Raw genomic sequence first — 19,944 nt, 5'->3', positions numbered from 1 at the left:
CCTATTTAAGTGATGTGCTGAAAAGGTTGCCGACACATAAAGTGACTCAGATTGAAGAATTGCTACCACACCGCTGGAAACCTGAACCGAATTAAAAAATAGGCATGGGGTTCAGCGGACGCTTACCTTATAGCCAAGCTTTGGTGTCATCTGCCACAGGCGTGCCTTGGGTCACATGCATAATCATGGCATGGGCGATACTGCCTTTAAATGGAATATCAGGCAGTTGATCAAACTTAAAGAACTGTGCATCACGAATTTCTTCTTCCTGTAACTGAATTTCACCGCCTGCATATTCAGCTTTAAAGGCGATCATTAAGTTACTTGGAAAAGGCCACGGCTGGCTGGCAAGATACTGAATATTTTTAAGTTGTACGCCAACTTCTTCAAAAGTTTCACGACGTACTGCTTCTTCGAGTGTTTCACCCACTTCAACAAAGCCTGCGATTAAACCGTAAATGGGCAGTTTATTGCGTGCATTACGCGCCAATAAGACTTCATCTTCACCACGAGTAATCACGGTAATGACACATGGATTTACGCGCGGATATTGGTGATAGCCACAAGCCGGGCAGACCATGGCATATTGAGTCGCATGGACTTCGGTTTTATGACCGCAATGGCTGCAGAATTTGTGGTTGCGACGCCATTCGAGTAACTGAATAGCACGGCTGGCTTGTTCAAACTGTTGGGTGTTCCAGACTTGTAAAAGTTGTCGGATAGGCACCAGTTGAAAGCCTTCAGGAATGGATTCATCTTCAAGCAGATCTCGGGCAATCACTTGATCACCCGAGCTAAAACTTAAATCACTTGCCAACTTTTCCACACGTGGTAATTGGAAGTTTTCATCGACCAAAAGTTGTTGTTGCTGAAAAATATATGCAAGTGAGAGTTCAGTCATTAGGCTACAGTTTTCAATTTTTCACTACTGTCCAATGCTACCTTAAACATGCTTTGTAGAACAGGTTGTTTGTTCTTTAAATTGTCAATCAGCATGTCTGCACTGGCAAGCGTATCTAAGATATTGTTGACTTGTTCAGCAGTTAAGTTTTGTCCTGCTTCGACTTGTGCATGCACAAAATCTGCAGATACTTTCAGTGCTTTTTGACCACTTTCAGCATTCAAGAACAACATTGCCCCTGCAACTTCACGAATTTGCGCTGAAGTATGCTCTAAATCTGCAACACTTTGAGTTTGTAGGTGCTGTGTCAGTGTTTGCGTGATTAAGTCAATCAGTAACTTGGTTTCAGTCAGCAAGGCTTCGTGTGCTTCATCTAAACGATCTAGCGAAATGTTCATGTTATTCACACGTAACTGCAAACGGCTAGAGGTGTGGTGACGTTCAAGCACACCGATTGAGTTCATGGCCGATAAAATCACGTTCATTAATTGCTGGGCAAAGTTTTCATCTTTGAGTAATTCAGGACGGCTTAATGATTCAGCTTGGCGTTGTAAGTCCAAATGCGCTTCATTTAAGTTCAAGACTTTAAACAAGTTTGCTAACTCTGTTAATTTGCCTTGTAATTCCAGCGTTTTTTCAGGACTCATGTTTTGATAGTTGTATTCAATATCATTGCGAATTTGTGTCATTTCTGTGGTGACCAAATCGCTAATGGTATGCATGGTGTCAAAATCTGGACCATATAAATGACGGCTGAATACTTGGAGCTGCATGTCGGTGAGTAAGTCTTCACCAATATTCATTTGACTGCGAATATGTTGAGAAATTTCATCTTCTTGACTAATACACAGGCTCAACACATTCGCAAGATCAGACAAGCTGGCGGTAAAGCTTTCTGGCGTAGCAAAGTATTGACGCATATTGTGCTCAATACTAATAAAAGTACGCAAACGTGGCTCATTCAACAACAAGTTATCAATATGGTTAAAGGCAACGTGTACTAAGCCCCAATATTGCTGACTCGGATGTTGTTCTGCCAAACCTGCCAAATACGTTCCTACCAGTTTAATCGCTTGAAGATCCATGGCAGATTCTTCTTGCTTGAGCAGCCTATGTAATGACAGTTTATATAAGCGATGCACATAAGCCGACTTTTCTAAAGAAGGCACTTGCGGCAATTGGAAACTTGGAGTGATGCAGTCCAATAAAGTTTCAATATGCTGACCTTCTTGAGTCAATGGTTTACCCAATGCCAATTCTAAACGGTTTAAAGTGTCGAGTAGGAATTGTGGAATTTTAACTTCACGTAGGCAAATAAACTCAATATAACGCTTGAGCATGGTGGTGCCTTCGCTAAGTGCAATGACTTCCAGCGTGTTGATATTGCTTGGATTCCCCATAATTTTACGCATCAGCTCTGCTGAGTATTGCGCAATTTTTGCCAAGCTTTCCATATCAATTAAGGCTAAAACCTGAGCACACTGTTCAAACTGATTCAGTGCATCATCAATCCCAAAAGGCAAAGTTTGATCTTCTGCTAAGGTGCTTACTGCGGATTCAACCAGTTTGATAGAATTATCAACCTCATTTTTTATTATCAGTAAGGCAGTTGGATCAAAATGTATAGAGGTTTGGTAAGACATGGATCTGCACCTTTCCTAGTGTTTTATCTGTTTGTTGGTTCTTTGCAAAATACACAAAGTCCTATTTGCTTTAACTATAACTGAACTGGCAAATCTTTAAATACATAAAATTACAAAACTCGTAGATTTTATTTGGCAAAAAAGCAAGGTTTACCGTGTTTTTCTTCAAATTGTTTGACCCAATTCTCATGTGCAGCCAATTCTTCTTCTGATGGCAGAATCACAGCAAGATCAATATCAATACTTAAACGATCACTTTGACGTTGCTGTTCTTCGCTTGCAGACAGAGCATCCATATCAAAGGCGACTTGTCCGCCAGTCATTGCCAAGTAAACATCGGCTAGAATTTCAGCATCTAGTAATGCGCCGTGGAACGTACGGTCACGCGCAGGAATTTCATAGCGTCTGACGAGCGCATCGAGTGAGTTTTTTTGCCCAGGATGCTTACTTTTTGCCATGAGCAGTGAGTCGGTCACTTCGCATACTTCGGACAAATTGCCCAACCCCGCACGACTGAACTCCATATCTAAGAAGTTCATATCGAAGGTGGCGTTATGCGCAATAATTTCTGCACCTTTAAGATATTGATACAGCACATCGGCAATTTCGGCAAACTTGGGTTTGTCTTTTAAGAACTCATCTGAAATACCGTGAATGTTTTCTGATTCACCGACCAGTTTTTCAGGCTGAATATAAATGTGGATGGAACTGCCCGTGAGTTTACGGTTAATCATTTCCAGCGCACCGACTTCAATAATTCGGTCACCATCTTGATAGTAAAAACCTGTGGTTTCAGTATCTAGAATCAATTGGCGTGGACCATGTAAGCTTAGCGTGGCAGGGGTAATCACAATGTGTGGATGATTGGAAAGATCATTTACTGCTGCTGTATCGGCTTCAACGGCATTGATTGCAGTTTCAATTGTTGTTTCTGTTTCTGTTTCTGTGGCTAGGCGTGTGGTTGGCGTCTGCATTATTTCAAGATCGACCTTGACCTGATGATTGTTGTGTACGTCGATTTCTACAGGACGATGCAGCGTACTTGTTTCAATTTCTACATCTTCTTCGATCAAGTCAAAACCGAAAGGATCGTCGAGCAACCAATCAGATTCCGCTTTTTTTTTATCATTTGGGGTAAGCTCGAGCGCAGGGCGAATGTGTTGAGCCGTATTTGTAGTTAAGGTTTTCTGAATTTGATCTGCACCTAAATTGGCAAGCTGATCTGCCATTTCATTGCCTACATGTCCTGCATGACCTTTAATCCAGTGCCATTCAATTTCACGCCCTTGACAGGTGGCATCTAATTTTTGCCAAAGGTCAGGGTTTTTGACATCTTTCCAGTTTTTCTTTTTCCAGCCGTGAATCCACTCGGTAATGCCTTGTTTGACGTAATTGGAGTCAGTCCAAATAATCAGCTTGGCATCCATTGGGCAAAATAAAATGCCTTCAATCGCTGCAGTCAATTCCATACGGTTATTGGTGGTTTGAGCTTCGCCACCATATAATTTATGTTCTTCTTGTTCAGTAACAATATACGCACCCCAGCCACCCAAGCCAGGATTACCACGACAAGCACCATCAACATATAAAGTGATTGTTTGAGACATAAATCAGATCCGCAGGTTGTGCAAAATAAATCAAAATGAAAAGCTATTGTATATCGCAAATTCGGTTTAGACGTGTAAATCCTGTCTATTTTTTAATTTCTTGTAACATTTATAGACGAAACGCGCTAAATTAATGCCTTGTGTCGTTGTCTAGCTCTACTACAATGGCAAGTCTAAAAAATAATTTATATACGAGTTGTTTGGATTTTTTTATGTATAAACCAACCACGCGCATGTGGCAGCCGACTTTACCTTCATTTTTAAAAATTACAGTTTTAGGTTCAGCATTGGCTGCCCTTGGCTTGATGACGGGCTGTAGCTCGACGCAGGGTGCGAGCAAGCCACTCACTTCAAGTCAGGTCGGTTCGGGTTATTTAGATGCCAGTACTTTAGATGGTCTGGAAGATTTACTCTCTGCAACCGATATGCGCGCGGTAGAAGGTGACCGTTTATTAATTTTAAAACACGGTGATGTCTGGAAGCGTATGACCGTTGGTTTCAAAATGGATTTAAACCATTGGAACCCACGTATTGAAGCGCAGCGAGGCTGGTTTATTTCACGTCAACCGTATTTGGATCGTTTAAGTGCGCGTGCGTCACGTTATTTGTATCACACGGTTAAAGAAGCTGAACGTCGTGGTATGCCAACTGAATTGGCGTTGTTACCTGTGATTGAAAGTTCCTATGACCCTGCAGCAACCAGTAGCGCAGCTGCCGCAGGTTTATGGCAGTTCATTCCAAGTACAGGGCGTATTTACGGCTTAAAACAAACTTCGATGTACGATGGTCGCCGAGATGTCGTGGAGTCGACTCGTGCTGCCTATGAGTTTTTGGGCAGTTTGTATAATCAGTTTGGTTCTTGGGAATTGGCATTGGCGGCTTATAACGCAGGCCCGGGTCGTATTCAACAAGCCATTAACCGCAATAAAGCTGCAGGTTTACCAACCGATTATTGGTCTTTAAAACTGCCGCAAGAAACCATGAACTATGTGCCGCGTTTCTTGGCGGTAGCACAAATTATTAAAAGCCCGCATGCTTATGGCGTGTCTTTACCCCCAATTGCCAACCGTCCACACTTCCGTGAAATTAATGTGGGCGCGGTGAATTTAAATGATGTGGCCAATATTACCGGTCTCAGCCGTGCCGAACTGTATTCGCTTAACCCTGGACATCGTGGGGATCGGATTGACACCCAAAGTCCAATGCGTATTTTGATTCCTGCAGATTTAAGCCCAACAGTCGATGCACGATTGAAAAAACTACAAGGTGGTGGCGGTTTATGGGCAAGCAATAGCAGCAACACACCATCGTTTTCATCTTCTGGTGTGACCATTACACCATCTAAATCTGAGCCACCTGCGTTAACGACCAGTACAACAACCAGAACGACTATAGGCAAGCCTGCTGCCTCTACGGCAGTCACAACTACCACTACACCAAGCACAGCATCGACTACAGCCAGTGTTTCAAAACCAGCAACGACTACGCCTACACGTTTGTCACGTACGCCACAAGGTTCGGACGCTTTGGCAGCATTTGCTGCGGGTAGCGATATTCCAAGTGCGCCGCGAATTCCTGTTGCTGTTACACCTGCTGCCAATATTCAGCCTGTGCGGATTGAACCACCAATTTCCAATACTGAGCGTGAGCAAATTCTTGCAGCAGTGCAGGCAGAAGGTAGCAATAAAACTGTAGAAGAAGTGTTGCAGCCTGTGGCTTCTAAAGCAGAACAAGAACAACTTGTGGCTGAGTTAAAACAAATTGCGCCTCAAGGCACTGAAATTGTTGATCCATACGATGGAAAAATTAAGCTGACCGCTATTCAAACCAGTCTGTCTGTTGCAGAGCAGCAAGGTAAAGAATTAACCAAAGGTTTTGCTTACCCGAAAAGTGTGGCAGAAAATACGCGCCTAGATTCAGAAGAAGCAAAGCGTAACCAAGGTAAGAATTATGTGCGTACGGAGTCTGAAGTGGTGGTCGTACCACCAAAAGGCAAACGTACCACGTACACCGTGTTAGCGGGGGACACCTTGGCCAGTATTGCCATGAAAAATGGCTTGAACTGGCGTGATATTGCCAAGTGGAACCAAATTGCTCCAGATGCAACTTTGTATGTGGGCACCAGTATTTATTTATACGACGCCAAGCCACAAGTACAGGCAGAGCCTGCTAAGCCAAAAACCATGCCTGAGCAATACGTGGTGCAAGCCAATGATACCTTAACAGGTGTCGCCAGTCAGTTTGGTTTAACTGTAAAACAATTGGCAGATTTTAATAACTTAAGCACCACCAGTGGCTTATTTGTAGGGCAGCGTCTAAGTTTAAAAGAAACGGCTGCATCTAAAGCCAAAGCAGAAGCCGACAAAAAAGCCGCAGAACAGGCTGCAAAAATCGCAACCAAAACTTACGTAGTGAAGCGTGGCGAATACTTAAAACTGATTGCAGACCGTTATGCCTTGTCAAATCAGGAATTGGCTGATTTAACTCCAGGTTTAAACGCGAACAGTAGCTTATTGGTTGGGCAACGCATTAATGTGCCTGTAAATGAAGTGACTGCACAAAAAACGGAAGCGAGCAAAGCTGAAGCCAGTAAGTCAGAAACAAAAGCAGCAGAGCCAAACTATCCGACTGAAAACTACCAAGTACAGCGTGGTGATACTTTATCGAGCATTGCCAACCAAGCCAAAATTTCTTTGGCAGAGCTCGCCAGTTTAAATAATATAAGCACGCAAAGCGGTGTGCGCATTGGTCAAACCCTCAAAGTGCCTGCAGGTGTCAATGTGCCTGAGCGTTATACGGTACAACGTGGCGATACCTTATCGGCGATTTCGACAAAATATAATCTCAGCCAAGACTATATTGCAGACTTAAACAATCTAAGCCGTAACAGTGGTTTAAGAGCAGGACAAATTCTTAAACTCACGGGTGATGTTCCTGAGAAAAAAGCCCAAGTTGAAGCTGTGGCTGAAACCACCAATGATATTCACGTGGTCAAAGCAGGGGAAACTTTAAGCAGTATTGCGCGCCAATATAAATTGCAATTGAATTATTTGGCAGAGCTGAATGACCTTTCACGTACTGCCAATGTCCGCATTGGACAACGCTTAAAAGTCGATGCCAGCGCTGCAAAAAATGAAGTAAAAACAGAGGTCGTAAGTGCTGCGAAAAGCAGCAGTAGTAAAGCCACCGAAACTTATACCGTTAAAAGTGGTGAGTCTTTAAATTCGATTGCCAGCCGTGTGGGTGTGTCGGTTGCAGAATTGGCGAGTTTAAATAACTTAACGCCACGTTCAGGTTTACGCATTGGACAAAATATTCAAGTTCCCAAAACCGTAACTGAATATAAAGTGAAACGTGGGGATACGCTGATTGGCTTATCCAGTCGTTATGGCATCGACACCAAAGCATTGGCAGATTTAAATGATATGCAGCCAAATACTCAATTGCGTATTGGCGATGTGATTAAAGTCCCGAATCTGTAAAGTTTAATCCTGAGGATGTCATGTTTTGACGGCATCCTCAGGAATACTGCACAAGGAGCTGTGTGCATGTCATTTGCCATAAAAAAGACACATCAATATCTGGGCTGTATTTTAGGTTGTGTGGTCTTGCCGCAGTTTGGATGGGCTGCGTTACAAACCACGCCCTATATTGCCGTACATAGCCAGCCTCAGTATGTGGGGCGCTCGGCTATGCCTTATGCCAACCCGCAAGCGCCCAAAGGTGGCGATTTAATTCGTGCCAGTAATGGCACTTTTGATAATTTAAATGACATGAATGGCAAGGGCAGCTCAACCGATGGGGTGAGTTTTATATTCGATTCACTCATGAGCAGTTCTTTAGATGAGCCGGGGGTGATGTATCCCTTATTGGCAGAAAAAGTCAGCTATGACCCCAAGCAAACTGCATTTGTCATTTTTCATTTAAATCCTAAAGCTAAATTTAGTGATGGCAGCCCAGTTACAGCAGATGATGTGAAATTCAGTTTTGATGCTTTTCAGACCAAGTCTAATCCAGGTTTGCAAATGTATTTATCCGATTTAGATAAAACCACGGTCTTGTCTAAGCATCAGGTTAAAGTCAGTTTTAAATCCACTAACAATGCAGAAATGCCGCTGATTTTGTCGCAAATGCCAATCTATTCTAAAAAAGACTGGCAAAAGCGTGACTTTACCCGCATCACACTAGAACCGATTTTAGGTTCAGGGCCGTATCTTATTGAGCGGATTGATGCAGGGCGCAGCATTACTTATAAGCGTAATCCAAATTATTGGGGCAAAGATTTACCCGTAAATAAAGGGCGCTATAATTTTGACCGCCTGAAGTATGTTTATTATCGCAATCTGGATATTGCCTTCGAAGGGTTTAAGTCGGGGCAATACACGTTGCATGAAGAATATACCGCACGAAAATGGGTCACTGAATATCGTTTTCCTGCTGTGAATGCGGGCATGGTGGTCAAGCATAAATTTCAGCACCAAAACCCAATTCCGACCCAAAGTTTTGTTTTTAATACCCGCAGACATGCGTTTCAGGATATTCGTTTTAGGCAGGCTTTAACCTACGCTTATGATTTTGAATGGCAAAACAAAGCCTTGTTCTATGGGCAATATCGCCGTTTGCAAAGTTATTTTTCTAACAGTGAATTAGAAGCCAAAGGCACACCTTCAGCCGCAGAATTGTCTGTTTTAAAACCCTATTTGGCCAAGCTGCATCCTATTCAACGCCAAGGCGTATTGCAAAATTGGCAGTATCCTGTGACTGATGCCAGTGGCTTTAACCGTAACGGCTTGCTTAAAGCCCGTGAATTGCTTTTGAAAGCGGGTTATCGTTTTCAGCAAGGTAAATTGGTCGATGCCAAAGGCAAAGCCATTCAAATTGAATTTTTAATTCATCAGGATGGTTTGCAACGCACATTAGTGCCTTTTGTGCGCAATATGAAACGTCTGGGCGTTACGGTAAATATTCGGCATGTCGATGTGCCGCAATATATTGAACGCATGCGCCGTGCCGATTTTGATATGACCACCAGTGTCATGCCGCAATCTTTAAGTCCAGGCAATGAGCAAGCACAGCTTTGGAGTAGTGCTGCCGCAGATCAACCAGGAAACTATAATTACGCAGGCATTAAAAACCCAGTAATTGATGAAGTGGTACAACAGTTGATTCGTGCGCCTAATCGTGAACAATTGATTGTGCGTACCAAAGTTTTGGATCGTTTATTGCGTGCGGGGTATTATCAAATTCCAACCTATGGCAAAGGTGAAAACTGGTATGCCTATTGGAATATGTATCGTCAGCCCGCCATCAAACCTAAACTATCGGCAGGAATTGATTATTGGTGGAGTGATGCTGCCCAAGCCAAGAAAGTTGCACATTATTTACGTCAACAATAACGATTTTAAAACTCAAGCATGACAGTGTTTGCGATAAACCAGAACATTGCCAAAAGGTAAGTACATGGGCACATACATACTCAAAAGATTGCTCCTGATTATTCCAACCTTGTTTTTCATTTTATTGATTAACTTTGTGGTGATTCAAATTGCACCGGGCGGTCCAGTCGAACAGGCGATTCAGCAAGCCGAAGCCTTTCAGGGCATGGGGGCGACAGGCGGTGAAACTGCTGCAACCTCCAATAGCAGCAATTATCAAGGTGCTAAAGGTTTAAGTGATGAAATGGTCGCAAAAATCGAAGCGCAATATGGATTCGATAAACCTGCACATGAACGCTTTTGGCAAATGCTCACCAGCTATGTGCAGTTCGATTTTGGCACCAGCTTTTTTAAAGATAAACCTGTGACCCAATTGTTATGGGAAAAATTACCTGTATCGCTATCTTTAGGTTTATGGAGCACCTTGCTGATTTATTTAATTTCTATTCCTTTAGGCATTAAAAAAGCCCGTCAGCATGGCTTGTTGTTTGATAAAGCCACTTCTATTTTGTTGGCGATTGGCTATGCCATTCCTGCGTTTGCCTTTGCTATTTTACTGATTGTATTTTTTGCAGGCGGTTCATATTTTCAGTGGTTTCCTTTACAGGGTTTGGTGTCTGAAAACTTTGCTCAATTGAGTCTGTGGGGAAAAATCACCGATTATTTTTGGCACATGACTTTGCCTTTATTGGCGATGGTGATTGGTGGTTTTGCAGGGCTGACCTATCTGACCAAATATTCATTTATGGAAGAATTAAACAAACAATATGTGTTGGCGGCACGTTCTAAAGGTCTTACTGAATCGCGTGTGTTATATGGGCATGTGTTTCGTAATGCCATGCTGATTGTGATTGCAGGTTTACCCGAAGCGTTGGTGAGTATTTTCTTTGTTGGGAATTTATTCATCGAAATTATTTTTAATTTAGATGGATTAGGCCTGCTTGGTTTTGAGGCGATTGTACAGCGTGATTATCCTGTAATTTTTGGCACTTTGTTTATTTTTACCTTATTGGGCTTAATTCTACGCTTAATCAGCGATGTGTTATATCAGGTGATTGACCCACGTATTAGTTTTGAATCGCGAGGGGCAAAATAATGTCACCGATCATGCAGGCGCGTGTGCAGCGTTTTAAACAGAATAAATTGGGTTTGGGTTGTTTCATTGTCTTTATCATTATTTTTGTGTTGTCTTTGGCGGCAGAACTGATTGCCAATGATAAACCGTTATTGGTCAAATATGAGCAATCTTTATATCTGCCAGTGTTCAAGGCTTATCCTGAAACGACCTTTGGCGGTGTATTTGAAACCGAAGCAGATTATAAAGACCCAGTGGTGCAACAACTGATTGCAGACCGAGGATGGGCAGTTTGGCCGCTCATTGAGTTTTCTTACCAGACCCCGAATTTAGATTTGGCCGTTCCTGTACCTTCTGCACCAACTGCACAAAATTGGCTAGGTACAGATGACCAAGGGCGCGATGTGTTGGCGCGAATTTTATATGGCTTGCGTGTATCGTTGTTATTTGGCTTTGCATTGACTTTTGCATCGGCAGCTTTGGGCATTTTGGTCGGGGCAATTCAGGGCTACTATGGCGGCTGGGTCGATTTAATTGGTCAGCGCGTTTTAGAGGTGTGGGGTGGTTTACCGATGCTGTTCATGGTGATGATTTTGGTCAGCATGTTTACCCCAAGTGTGTATTGGCTATTTGTGATTATGCTGTTATTTGGCTGGACGACACTGGTCGGCTTGGTTCGAGCAGAATTTTTACGCGCCCGAAATTTTGACTATGTCCGTGCAGCGCGAAGTTTAGGCGTAACCGATCGTACCATTATGTTTCGGCATATTTTACCCAATGCCATGAGTTCGAGTTTGTCGCAGTTGCCATTTATGCTAACCGCCAATATTACAGCTTTAACCGCACTGGATTTTTTAGGTTACGGCTTATCGCCCGATGCAGCATCTTTAGGGGAGTTGTTGTTACAAGGTAAAAATAATTTAAATGCACCGTGGTTGGCATTGTCAGGCTTTTTTACCTTAGCAATTGTGCTGTCCTTGTTAATTTATATTGGGGAGGCGACCCGTGATGCATTCGATCCAAGACGTTAATTCTTCAACTGCATCACAGCCTGCAGTATTGCTAACAGTCAGTCATCTGCGTATTCAGCAGCAACAGGTTTTATTGCACGATTTAAACTTTGAGCTGCATGCAGGCGAAACCATTGCTTTGGTTGGTGAAAGTGGTTCTGGAAAATCTATTAGTAGTTTGGCATTGCTGGGTTTATTGCCCGAACATTTACAGGTGCAAGGTCAGGCAGTCTTTGCAGAACAAGATTTACTTCGCCTTAAACCGCAACAATTGCGACAAGTTCGTGGTCAAAAAATTGCCATGATTTTTCAGGAACCAATGACGGCTTTAAATCCGTTGCATCGAGTGGAAAAAATTATTGGTGAAAGTTTATTACTCCAAGGTTGGAGCAAAGAAAAAACGCGTGCTCGGGTGCTGCAATTACTTGCAGATGTCGGCATTCCACAGCCTGAAGAAAAACTAAAGCGTTATCCACATGAATTATCTGGGGGGCAACGTCAGCGAGTGATGATCGCAATGGCGTTGGCACTCGATCCCGATATTTTAATTGCTGATGAACCAACTACGGCTTTAGATGTGACTTTGCAGGCGCAGATTTTGGATTTATTAAAAAGCCTGCAAGTGCGTCGTAATATGGCCATGATTTTGATCAGCCACGATTTGAATTTAGTCAAACACTATGCAGATCGGGTAATTGTAATGAATCAGGGGCGGGTCGAAGAACAGGGCAGTGTGGCAGATATTTTTAATAGACCGCAGCAAGCCTATACCCAAAACTTGTTGAATCATGATTTTGGTGAAGCTTTGCAGGTTGATGAGTTGCCGACCATTTTGGAGTTGGAGCAGGTTGCTGTGAAATTCCCGATTAAACAAGGCTTGCTGAATCGGGTTAAAGATTATGTGGTTGCGGTTGAGCCGTTAAGCTTGCAACTTACGCAAGGTCAATCTATTGGTATTGTCGGTGAAAGTGGTTCGGGTAAAAGTTCATTGGCACTTGCAATTGCACGATTGATTGAAAGTGAGGGAAAAATTGAACTACTTGGGCAAGATCTGAATCAACTGAATGAACGCCAATTGCGTCCCTTACGTCAGCAGTTTCAAATTGTATTTCAAGACCCGTTTAGCAGCTTAAATCCACGTTTAAATGTGGAGCAAACCATTGGTGAGGGTTTGGCATTGCAACAATTGTCCAAGCCTGAAATCATCCAGCGCATTGATGAAGCTCTAAGCAAAGTGGAATTGCCTGTGAGTTTTAAACAACGCTATCCGCATGAATTGTCGGGTGGGCAACGTCAACGGATTGCATTAGCACGCGCGTTGGTGCTGCGTCCTAAACTGTTAATTATGGATGAGCCGACTTCTGCCTTAGACCGTACCACGCAACGTGCTGTCGTGCAGCTGTTACGCCGTTTGCAGCAGCAAGAACAGATGAGCTATTTGTTTATTAGCCACGATTTGCAAGTGGTGAAAGCACTGTGTCAAAAAGTGTTGGTGCTGCATCAAGCGAAAGTCATGGAATTTCAAGATACTGTACAGTTATTTAGCCATCCGCAAACAGAATATACCCGTCAATTGATTGCTGCCAGTGAGTATTAAACCTTCAATATTTTTAAACAGCTATTTCGGCTGGCTGACTTGTTTTACCATTTTGACAATAAGATTTGTCAAAATGGCATTGACCTGTTCCGAAAAATCTTTAGAGTAAAAAAGACCAATAAAACACAATACGGAACAGTGTATGAGCCATCTTGCCGAAACAATTCAGATTCGTAATACCATGTTTAAAAATCGCATCATTAAAGGCGCGATGAGTGAGGCGCTTGCCAACACGGCAGGGCAGCCGAATAGCCTGCATTTAGGTCTATATGAAGCATGGGCAAAAGGTGGTTTGGGCTGTGCCATCACTGGCAACGTAATGGTCGATTTACGTGCCAAAAATGAACCGGGTGTTGTGGGAATTGAATCAGACCGAGATATAGAAAAGCTCAAACAGTGGGCAGAAGTTGGTAAACGTTATGGTATGGTGCAATTGGTACAGTTGTCACATCCTGGGCGGCAATGTCCGAAAGGTTTGAATAAAGAAACGGTTGCACCTTCGGCTGTGCCTTTTAGTCCAAGTTTAGCTTTGAGTTTTGGTACACCACGTGAACTACATGAAGATGAAATCCTCGATATTATTCAGCGTTTTGCCAAAGCTGCACAGATTTGTGAGCAAGCGGGCTTTGAAGGGATTCAACTGCATGGTGCGCATGGCTATTTGATCAGCCAGTTTTTATCGCCACTGACCAATAAACGCCAAGACCAATGGGGCGGCAATATTGAAAACCGTATGCGCTTTTTGATGCAAATTTATCAAGCGGTACGTGCAGCGACCTCAGACAATTTTATTGTATCAGTCAAACTAAACTCTGCAGATTTTCAACGTGGCGGCATCACTGAAGAAGAAGTGATTAGCGTGTTTACAGCCATGGATGAAGCAGGTATAGATATGATTGAAATTTCAGGTGGTACTTATGAAGCACCCGCGATGGCAGGCTCTAAAGCTGATAAATGTAAACCAAGTACCATTGCCCGTGAAGCCTATTTTTTATCTTTTGCGGAATTGATTCGCAGTCAGGTGAAATGCCACTTAATGGTGACAGGTGGTTTTAGAACGGTAGTTGCCATGAATGCTGCTTTGGACAGTGGTGCATGTGACTTTATTGGGATCGCCCGACCATTTGCGGTAGAAACCGATTTAGCCAACCGTTTGTTGGCGGGTCAAGATGTACGTTACGGGGTCGATAAAATTAAAACTGGTATCCCGATGATTGATAAAATGGCAATTATGGAAATTATTTGGTATGCCGCGCAGTTCAAAGCAATTGCACAAGGCAAGCGTCCAAACCCAAAACTCTCGCCTTTAAAAGTCTTTTTCAAATATTTAAAAGGCAATTTAACTGCGGTGATTAAAGGACAGGTCAACTCACGTAAATCAGCTTGATTCGTATTTTTCAAACCTCAGTGGACGGATTCAAAGCTTAAACTATGGTTTTTGAATCAGTCCGCACAGATTGAAATATAAAACTAATGCGTTAGATAGCAAAAAGCCCAAGTCATATTGATTGGGCTTTTTGTTGAGATGTAAACATCTCGAATATGGCGTCCCTACGGGGATTCGAACCCCGGTTACCGCCGTGAAAGGGCGAGTATCTTCTTTATCAAATTAATTGTAAATATTTGTAAATTTATACCAAAGAAGGTAAACATTTTAAGACCTCATGTAAATTTTCAGGTGCTAAATGAGCGTAACGCTGGGTAATGCGCGTGTCAGAATGACCCAATAATGTTGAAACGTGATAGATCGGAACGCCTTGCTTTACCAAAAAACTTGCAAATGTGTGTCTTAAATCGTGGATTCTTAAATGACCTAGGTCAGCACGTTGTGCAGCACATTGAAAACCACGCCTGAAACTTTTTATATGATTGTTGGTTTTGGGATTGTAAAAAACATATTTGCGATGTGTTTTAAGCCGAATGAGCGCATCGAAAGAAGTATCATTAATAGGCTTGTAAACAGTCTTTTTATTCTTAGACAGTGAATTACGGATAATAAGAAAACGGTCATTGATAGACACGTTATCCCATGTAAGTGTTGTAAGTTCAGAAGCACGGCAACCAGTATTGAGCGCAAGCAAGATAAAATCATGTAATAGATAATTGTTGTAACGCTTTGCAGCAAATAATAGCTTCTGGCATTCAGTAGCATTTAAAAACTTCGGAATATAATCATCTTCAAATAAGCGAAAGCCATTAAATACATTTTTAAAAGTGACGTTTTTATGTTTCAGGTAATAATTAAAAGCAGACTTAATAAGATTTAATTCACGGTTAATAGTGCTATTTTTTACTCCTTGTAATTTTCTATAAGCACAATATTCATTAATTAATTCTATTGAGACTTCATCAAATTGATAAAACCATTCTAGGTGCATGATTTTATCTGAATAAGTATATTTAGAATCAAAAAGCCCATTGCGAGCGTAAAACTCAACTATTTCTCTAACATTCATAAATACAACTACTTATTTATAGTGGGAGTTAAAATCTATCAGTTCGCGCCCATGCGGGACGCTCTAAAACTCCCGCAACAATGCTAAAGGGAGCTTGTAATCAAAGAGTAGGGGCGCGCATAATTCGCTATGCGTCAGTTCGGGCGCACTCCGCGCCCTCTGCAATTAATTGAAATTTAAATAAATTTTAAAATATACCAATCGTTATAAAATATTTTACCAAGTGTTAAAAAATATTTTACCAAGTGTTAGAAAATATTTTACCAAGTGTTAAAAAATAATATTATGCGGTCAAATATCGATTATGTAATGTACTAAAATACGATACAGTACAGTACACAATAGACTGCTGGGATTGTTTGAAAATAAGATATATCATGAGAAAAAATAATCTTGGATTTCAGCATGTTTGATTGCTCTATAAATAAATATGTTTTTTGGATGGGTTTCCTTATTGGTGGTTTCATATTTACAGGCATAACGGCATACATCCAATACATAATTTTAGGAAAAGAAATGTTTAAGCTTCTGAAAAAGAAAGATGAAAAACAAGAAAGAAAAGAGCCAAAACTCTAAATAAGCCCCATCTCTTTAGCTTGTTGAAACTTCGCCAATTCATCGGGCGTTAATTGAACCTGCTGAACAGTTTGTTCAGCAGCTTGTGAATAACCTTGCGTAATACTGTCTTGAATAACCATTCCATTATTTACATTCCTGTAAGGGTTGAAAGGACGATCACCAGCCATGACACGCTTGCAAAGGTCTTTTGGTGCGTCGTGTAAAATTGTGCCTTGTGTGTCATATGGTGTACCGTTTAGACAACCTGAAAAAACTTGATAAGCTGTGACTGGGGGAGCTTGCATATAAGAATAATCAAAAGGGTCACTCGGTTTGTATTGTGAAACAATTTGATAAATGCTGTTTTGTGTGTGTGCTAAGTTTTGAGCGTTTTGCTTTGTTGGGTCTTTTAAATCTCTATACTGTTCAAGTGTTAGCCCTAGACTTTCGGCATCGAGCTTATCAAGTTGATCACGTTGATTATCTGATAAAGAAACTTCAACAGCTTCAGGATATATATTTTCAGATTGAACCGTTTGTTCTTTTTTTGGAATCAAGCCAAAAAAACCTGTTTCAGATGCTTTACTGTAACCCAGCGCAAAAATTGCAATTGGTATTGCAAAAAAAGCCATATAAAGCAAAGGCACACGCTTTTGTATGTTATGCACGTTTGAAGATACATAATATTTGTATAGGTTTTTTGGATAGCGAAAACGCTTAACAGACAGAGCTTGTTTGCGTGTAGCGTTTGCGAAATACGTTTGTACTTCTGCAAATTCATAAATCATGGCAACGTCAAGCCCCCACAATCTACGCATTACATAGTGAACAGAACAAGCAGCCCGCACATGCTCATTTAATAATTTTGGATTTTGGGTAATTAAATAAATATCAAAGCCGAAATGACCATGAAGCGTTAGAGAGTATCCAATATCTAAAATTTGTTCTTTGCGTTTTTTTTCTGCATCGGTGCGAGCAGGTGGGAGCAAATCTTTTGCAGAAAATGCGGGATGTTCGTGTGCTTCATCATAGAAAACAATAGACCCATCGGGCAGATCACGCCAGTCGAATGGGTCATCTACAGTGGAATGAATGGAAAGTACACCAGGATAATTAATGCCGATGATGTTAGTGTAAATGCGTCTATTCGGATGCTTTCTTGATAATTGATCAATTAAAGACATGCAGTAGAGGCTTTTGCCTGTTCTTGGTGGTGCTGATATAAGTGTTTGCATATTTGCTTAGGCTTCGCACAACTTGCGGGCGTCGTCGTCGAAACTCCTCCTCCTTCCTTAGTTATGCTTTGCCTAGCGCCAATTTTGACGACTTAATAAATGCAGCCGTACCGATTGCAGACATGATAACAGACAAAGCTTGTGGAATCTTTAAGATGCCCATAATGCCGACTATATCGGCTGGAACATTGTTATATAAACCGAGCATGGAATTTTGAGCTTGCATCACTAGATCATTAATAAATGTGTACGAGATAAAGGCTAAACCCGCACCAAGTAGCAACTTGGCAACAAGTGAAGAAGCAAAAGCAGCAAGAATAGCAATTAGTAACTGTGGCATTATGATTTACTCGTAATGATATATGCAGCGTATAAATACGAAGCAATTAGAATAAGAGTTCCAAAAATAGCAAGTTTGTCGCACCACATCGAAAAGCTGAAAGACTTAGAAAAAGTTTTTCCAGTGAATAATTGGAACGAAAGTGTGCGATCAGCAGGACAAGAAGCAGAACCGCCAAAAATGTTAGTTTTCAAGTCTTGAGGTGTAATAGCTTTTTCAGGTACAGCATCATTACCGAAAGGATTATCACCGCCTGAGCCGTTAGAACCATCCTCGCCACCAGTTAGCCAATCTTTTAAATCAGAGAGTAGAGAGTTATTTTCATCAAGTTTTTGGTTTGTTTCTGTTAAGTCTGTACCCTCACCATTACCAGTACCGCCATCATCACCGCCATCTTGATCCATTTTTCCTAAAATGGCATCGAGTTTGCTACTTATAACAGCAGTAAGATTTTTCATAATGTTTTCTAAACGATCAAGATTGATTGTCGTTGTTGTCGTTGTATTGGTAGTGGTATTTGTTGTTGTGTTGTTAATAGTGTTTCCACCGCTATCTGTTGAGCTTGTTGTAGTGCTTTGGCTTGAAGATGTACTTGTGCTTTGACTTGTAGAAGTGTTTTCTTTTGGCGTGTTAGGGTCAGCAGGGTCAGGAGTTGCAGGATCAGGAGTTGGATTATTTGGGTCAGGTGTTTTTGGTGGTGGTGTTGTTCCACAGTCTTGACCTGTGGAAATAGCTGAACAAGTCATACCAGGTTCAAAATCAACATCTACGCAAGCACGTAAACGATATTGGCAACCCTGAACACAGACATAACTTTGTGAATTAGTTGATACTTTTAAATCTTTTTGTGTAGCTGATGGGCATGTTGAGGGTATGATGTATCTATAAATATAAGTTTCTTGTATATTGGCGTTGCCTCCGTTCTTGACTTGACAATAACCTACAATTGAACCGACACCAGAAGTAGGATAATAGCCTGAATAAGTTGTATTACCATTATTTTGGGAAATAAAAGCATTACAAGCGGCTTGTGGTGAACTAAATGTTTGTCCGGGTGACCAGCCATAGTATTCAGCAGCAAATGCTGATGTAGAAAATAGAAATAAAAAAACTAAATATTTAAACGCTTTCATAAAACCCCCAAATATTTAATTCTTATTTCAAAAGACGATAAAAAGCCAAGAAAAGAACAGCTAAAACAATCCAGTTAAGGTCACTTTCTGTCATTTTCTTGGCTCCAAAATTAACGACCGAAGAAGCCGATAACCTTTTTAGCACCGTAAATTACAACTACGATACCCAATGCCCAGAGCGCACCTGTTTCAATGTTCGATTCTGCATCTGCACCAGTTAAAGCAGTTGATACATCAAGAGCATGAGCATTGCCCGACATAAGCGCAGTTGAAGCAACAGCACCTAAGCCGTAAGTAGCAATGTTTTTACGATTTAATACCGCAAAGCGGTTTTGTTGTGTCTTTTGCATGACATTTCTCCAGTTAAAAAAAGCGCATTATTTTTTTAACGACAAAGACAAGCGCAAAAATCCCTATCGCCCACTGTAGGATGACATCACGATCAGCCCCAGTTAATTCAGGCAAAAAGCTAGCTTCTTGCCATTCAGTACATACTTGTGCAACGCCTTGCTGTGGTGGAGTTAAGGTTTTGCACTCGTATGACATTCTTAAAATCCTTAACCTTTACAGGTTTTTTCGTGTAAATCTTTTTGCTGTGCATAGAAAAATATGCAGTAGCATTTAGAACATTCCCAAGAGCCGTAAATGGCATTAATCATTTTTGGGGCACTGGAGAAACGTCATGCACAATGGTCATTTGTTTATTACCATTCGTGACGATTTCCATTGAAATGTTGGAATTAAGCGGAAAAGGCAAATCCTGAATCTTTTTAATATTGTCAGCCGTGCCCCACTTGTATTCCACAGTGGCAGATCCAAAGCCCGAATCACCCAGATCAGTCATCACATAAATTTTTGTGAAGTTATGAAGAACACCATCAACAGTGTTGTTGTAGCATTTCGCACCAGTAATAACGGCAGTAGTAGTAAAGCGCATAGTTAATATTCCTAAAT

Annotated in this window: 18 protein-coding genes; 8 read left to right on the top strand and 10 right to left on the bottom strand. The window is 41.5% G+C overall.

Annotation, left to right across the window (positions count from 1 at the left end):
- On the top strand, positions 1-95 hold a 95-nt coding region (locus FTU98_RS11040; protein ID WP_178867550.1), incomplete at its 5' end, for a transposase domain-containing protein.
- A 32-nt stretch (positions 96-127) separates the two neighbouring features.
- On the opposite strand, the gene nudC is transcribed toward FTU98_RS11040, so the two are convergent.
- The 3 genes from nudC to dnaQ form a co-directional block, all read right to left on the bottom strand.
- Positions 128-901 carry an NAD(+) diphosphatase gene (gene nudC, locus FTU98_RS11035; protein WP_096902169.1) on the bottom strand — a complete coding sequence of 258 codons (774 nt, stop codon included), beginning with the start codon at positions 899-901 and terminating at the stop codon, positions 128-130.
- Entirely contained in the window at positions 901-2,544 is a 1,644-nt protein-coding gene (locus FTU98_RS11030) for a chemotaxis protein (protein WP_180051413.1), read from the bottom strand. Before FTU98_RS11030 ends, nudC begins: the two co-directional genes overlap by 1 nt.
- Positions 2,545-2,672: 128 nt before the next feature.
- Positions 2,673-4,151, bottom strand: coding sequence for a DNA polymerase III subunit epsilon (dnaQ, locus tag FTU98_RS11025; protein ID WP_180044193.1), 1,479 nt, complete (start codon positions 4,149-4,151; stop codon positions 2,673-2,675).
- Positions 4,152-4,363: 212 nt separating this feature from the next.
- Here dnaQ and FTU98_RS11020 point away from each other — a divergent pair, with 212 nt between their 5' ends.
- The 6 genes from FTU98_RS11020 (at position 4,364) to FTU98_RS10995 (ending at position 14,655) form a co-directional block, all read left to right on the top strand.
- Complete coding sequence (locus tag FTU98_RS11020; RefSeq protein ID WP_167846131.1) at positions 4,364-7,633, top strand: LysM peptidoglycan-binding domain-containing protein; 3,270 nt, start codon at positions 4,364-4,366, stop codon at positions 7,631-7,633.
- Between the two features lie 66 nt (positions 7,634-7,699).
- Positions 7,700-9,547, top strand: coding sequence for an extracellular solute-binding protein (locus tag FTU98_RS11015; protein ID WP_004972660.1), 1,848 nt, complete (start codon positions 7,700-7,702; stop codon positions 9,545-9,547).
- Positions 9,548-9,611: 64 nt separating this feature from the next.
- A complete protein-coding gene (locus FTU98_RS11010) occupies positions 9,612-10,682 on the top strand; it encodes a microcin C ABC transporter permease YejB (protein ID WP_004972662.1) in 1,071 nt (356 codons plus the stop codon).
- The gene (locus FTU98_RS11005) at positions 10,682-11,692 is read left to right on the top strand and encodes an ABC transporter permease (RefSeq protein ID WP_179988923.1); all 1,011 of its coding nucleotides are present in this window, start codon (positions 10,682-10,684) and stop codon (positions 11,690-11,692) included. The genes FTU98_RS11010 and FTU98_RS11005 overlap by 1 nt, the downstream gene beginning before the upstream one ends.
- Complete coding sequence (locus tag FTU98_RS11000) at positions 11,670-13,268, top strand: ABC transporter ATP-binding protein (protein WP_180051415.1); 1,599 nt, start codon at positions 11,670-11,672, stop codon at positions 13,266-13,268. Before FTU98_RS11005 ends, FTU98_RS11000 begins: the two co-directional genes overlap by 23 nt.
- Positions 13,269-13,410: 142 nt before the next feature.
- On the top strand, positions 13,411-14,655 hold the full coding sequence (locus FTU98_RS10995; RefSeq protein WP_180044199.1) for an NADH:flavin oxidoreductase/NADH oxidase family protein: 1,245 nt from the start codon (positions 13,411-13,413) through the stop codon (positions 14,653-14,655).
- A gap of 244 nt (positions 14,656-14,899) precedes the next feature.
- On the opposite strand, the gene FTU98_RS10990 is transcribed toward FTU98_RS10995, so the two are convergent.
- The gene (locus tag FTU98_RS10990) at positions 14,900-15,724 is read right to left on the bottom strand and encodes a site-specific integrase (protein WP_180051412.1); all 825 of its coding nucleotides are present in this window, start codon (positions 15,722-15,724) and stop codon (positions 14,900-14,902) included.
- Positions 15,725-16,129: 405 nt separating this feature from the next.
- Between FTU98_RS10990 and FTU98_RS10985 the strand changes: the two genes are divergently transcribed.
- Positions 16,130-16,300 carry a hypothetical protein gene (locus tag FTU98_RS10985; RefSeq protein WP_180051411.1) on the top strand — a complete coding sequence of 57 codons (171 nt, stop codon included), beginning with the start codon at positions 16,130-16,132 and terminating at the stop codon, positions 16,298-16,300.
- Here the strand turns inward: FTU98_RS10985 and FTU98_RS10980 are convergent.
- The 6 genes from FTU98_RS10980 to FTU98_RS10955 all read right to left on the bottom strand — a co-directional run bounded on the left by FTU98_RS10980 (position 16,297) and on the right by FTU98_RS10955 (position 19,927).
- Entirely contained in the window at positions 16,297-17,466 is a 1,170-nt protein-coding gene (locus FTU98_RS10980) for a zonular occludens toxin domain-containing protein (protein WP_373885914.1), read from the bottom strand. The genes FTU98_RS10985 and FTU98_RS10980 overlap by 4 nt on opposite strands.
- Before the next feature lie 112 nt (positions 17,467-17,578).
- Entirely contained in the window at positions 17,579-17,857 is a 279-nt protein-coding gene (locus tag FTU98_RS10975; protein WP_180051409.1) for a DUF2523 domain-containing protein, read from the bottom strand.
- On the bottom strand, positions 17,857-18,990 hold the full coding sequence (locus FTU98_RS10970) for a virulence factor TspB C-terminal domain-related protein (RefSeq protein WP_180051408.1): 1,134 nt from the start codon (positions 18,988-18,990) through the stop codon (positions 17,857-17,859). Before FTU98_RS10970 ends, FTU98_RS10975 begins: the two co-directional genes overlap by 1 nt.
- Before the next feature lie 110 nt (positions 18,991-19,100).
- Positions 19,101-19,340 (bottom strand): hypothetical protein, encoded by a 240-nt coding sequence (locus FTU98_RS10965; protein WP_180051407.1) that lies wholly within the window; start codon positions 19,338-19,340, stop codon positions 19,101-19,103.
- Between the two features lie 13 nt (positions 19,341-19,353).
- Entirely contained in the window at positions 19,354-19,536 is a 183-nt protein-coding gene (locus FTU98_RS10960) for a hypothetical protein (RefSeq protein WP_180051406.1), read from the bottom strand.
- A gap of 109 nt (positions 19,537-19,645) precedes the next feature.
- The gene (locus FTU98_RS10955) at positions 19,646-19,927 is read right to left on the bottom strand and encodes a hypothetical protein (RefSeq protein ID WP_180051405.1); all 282 of its coding nucleotides are present in this window, start codon (positions 19,925-19,927) and stop codon (positions 19,646-19,648) included.
- Between the last annotated feature and the right edge of the window lie 17 nt (positions 19,928-19,944).

This window comes from Acinetobacter sp. YH12211 (assembly GCF_013418015.1).
GTDB classification, from domain to species: Bacteria; Pseudomonadota; Gammaproteobacteria; order Pseudomonadales; family Moraxellaceae; genus Acinetobacter; species Acinetobacter towneri.
This window is presented reverse-complemented; position numbering and strand designations above follow the sequence as displayed.

Coding starts and splice junctions, on each gene's coding strand:
- nudC (WP_096902169.1), bottom strand. CDS start 901: ATGACTGAACTCTCACTTGCATATATTTTTCAGCAACAACAACTTTTG.
- FTU98_RS11030 (WP_180051413.1), bottom strand. CDS start 2,544: ATGTCTTACCAAACCTCTATACATTTTGATCCAACTGCCTTACTGATA.
- dnaQ (WP_180044193.1), bottom strand. CDS start 4,151: ATGTCTCAAACAATCACTTTATATGTTGATGGTGCTTGTCGTGGTAAT.
- FTU98_RS11020 (WP_167846131.1), top strand. CDS start 4,364: ATGTATAAACCAACCACGCGCATGTGGCAGCCGACTTTACCTTCATTT.
- FTU98_RS11015 (WP_004972660.1), top strand. CDS start 7,700: ATGTCATTTGCCATAAAAAAGACACATCAATATCTGGGCTGTATTTTA.
- FTU98_RS11010 (WP_004972662.1), top strand. CDS start 9,612: ATGGGCACATACATACTCAAAAGATTGCTCCTGATTATTCCAACCTTG.
- FTU98_RS11005 (WP_179988923.1), top strand. CDS start 10,682: ATGTCACCGATCATGCAGGCGCGTGTGCAGCGTTTTAAACAGAATAAA.
- FTU98_RS11000 (WP_180051415.1), top strand. CDS start 11,670: ATGCATTCGATCCAAGACGTTAATTCTTCAACTGCATCACAGCCTGCA.
- FTU98_RS10995 (WP_180044199.1), top strand. CDS start 13,411: ATGAGCCATCTTGCCGAAACAATTCAGATTCGTAATACCATGTTTAAA.
- FTU98_RS10990 (WP_180051412.1), bottom strand. CDS start 15,724: ATGAATGTTAGAGAAATAGTTGAGTTTTACGCTCGCAATGGGCTTTTT.
- FTU98_RS10985 (WP_180051411.1), top strand. CDS start 16,130: ATGTTTGATTGCTCTATAAATAAATATGTTTTTTGGATGGGTTTCCTT.
- FTU98_RS10980 (WP_373885914.1), bottom strand. CDS start 17,466: ATGTCTTTAATTGATCAATTATCAAGAAAGCATCCGAATAGACGCATT.
- FTU98_RS10975 (WP_180051409.1), bottom strand. CDS start 17,857: ATGCCACAGTTACTAATTGCTATTCTTGCTGCTTTTGCTTCTTCACTT.
- FTU98_RS10970 (WP_180051408.1), bottom strand. CDS start 18,990: ATGAAAGCGTTTAAATATTTAGTTTTTTTATTTCTATTTTCTACATCA.
- FTU98_RS10965 (WP_180051407.1), bottom strand. CDS start 19,340: ATGCAAAAGACACAACAAAACCGCTTTGCGGTATTAAATCGTAAAAAC.
- FTU98_RS10960 (WP_180051406.1), bottom strand. CDS start 19,536: ATGTCATACGAGTGCAAAACCTTAACTCCACCACAGCAAGGCGTTGCA.
- FTU98_RS10955 (WP_180051405.1), bottom strand. CDS start 19,927: ATGCGCTTTACTACTACTGCCGTTATTACTGGTGCGAAATGCTACAAC.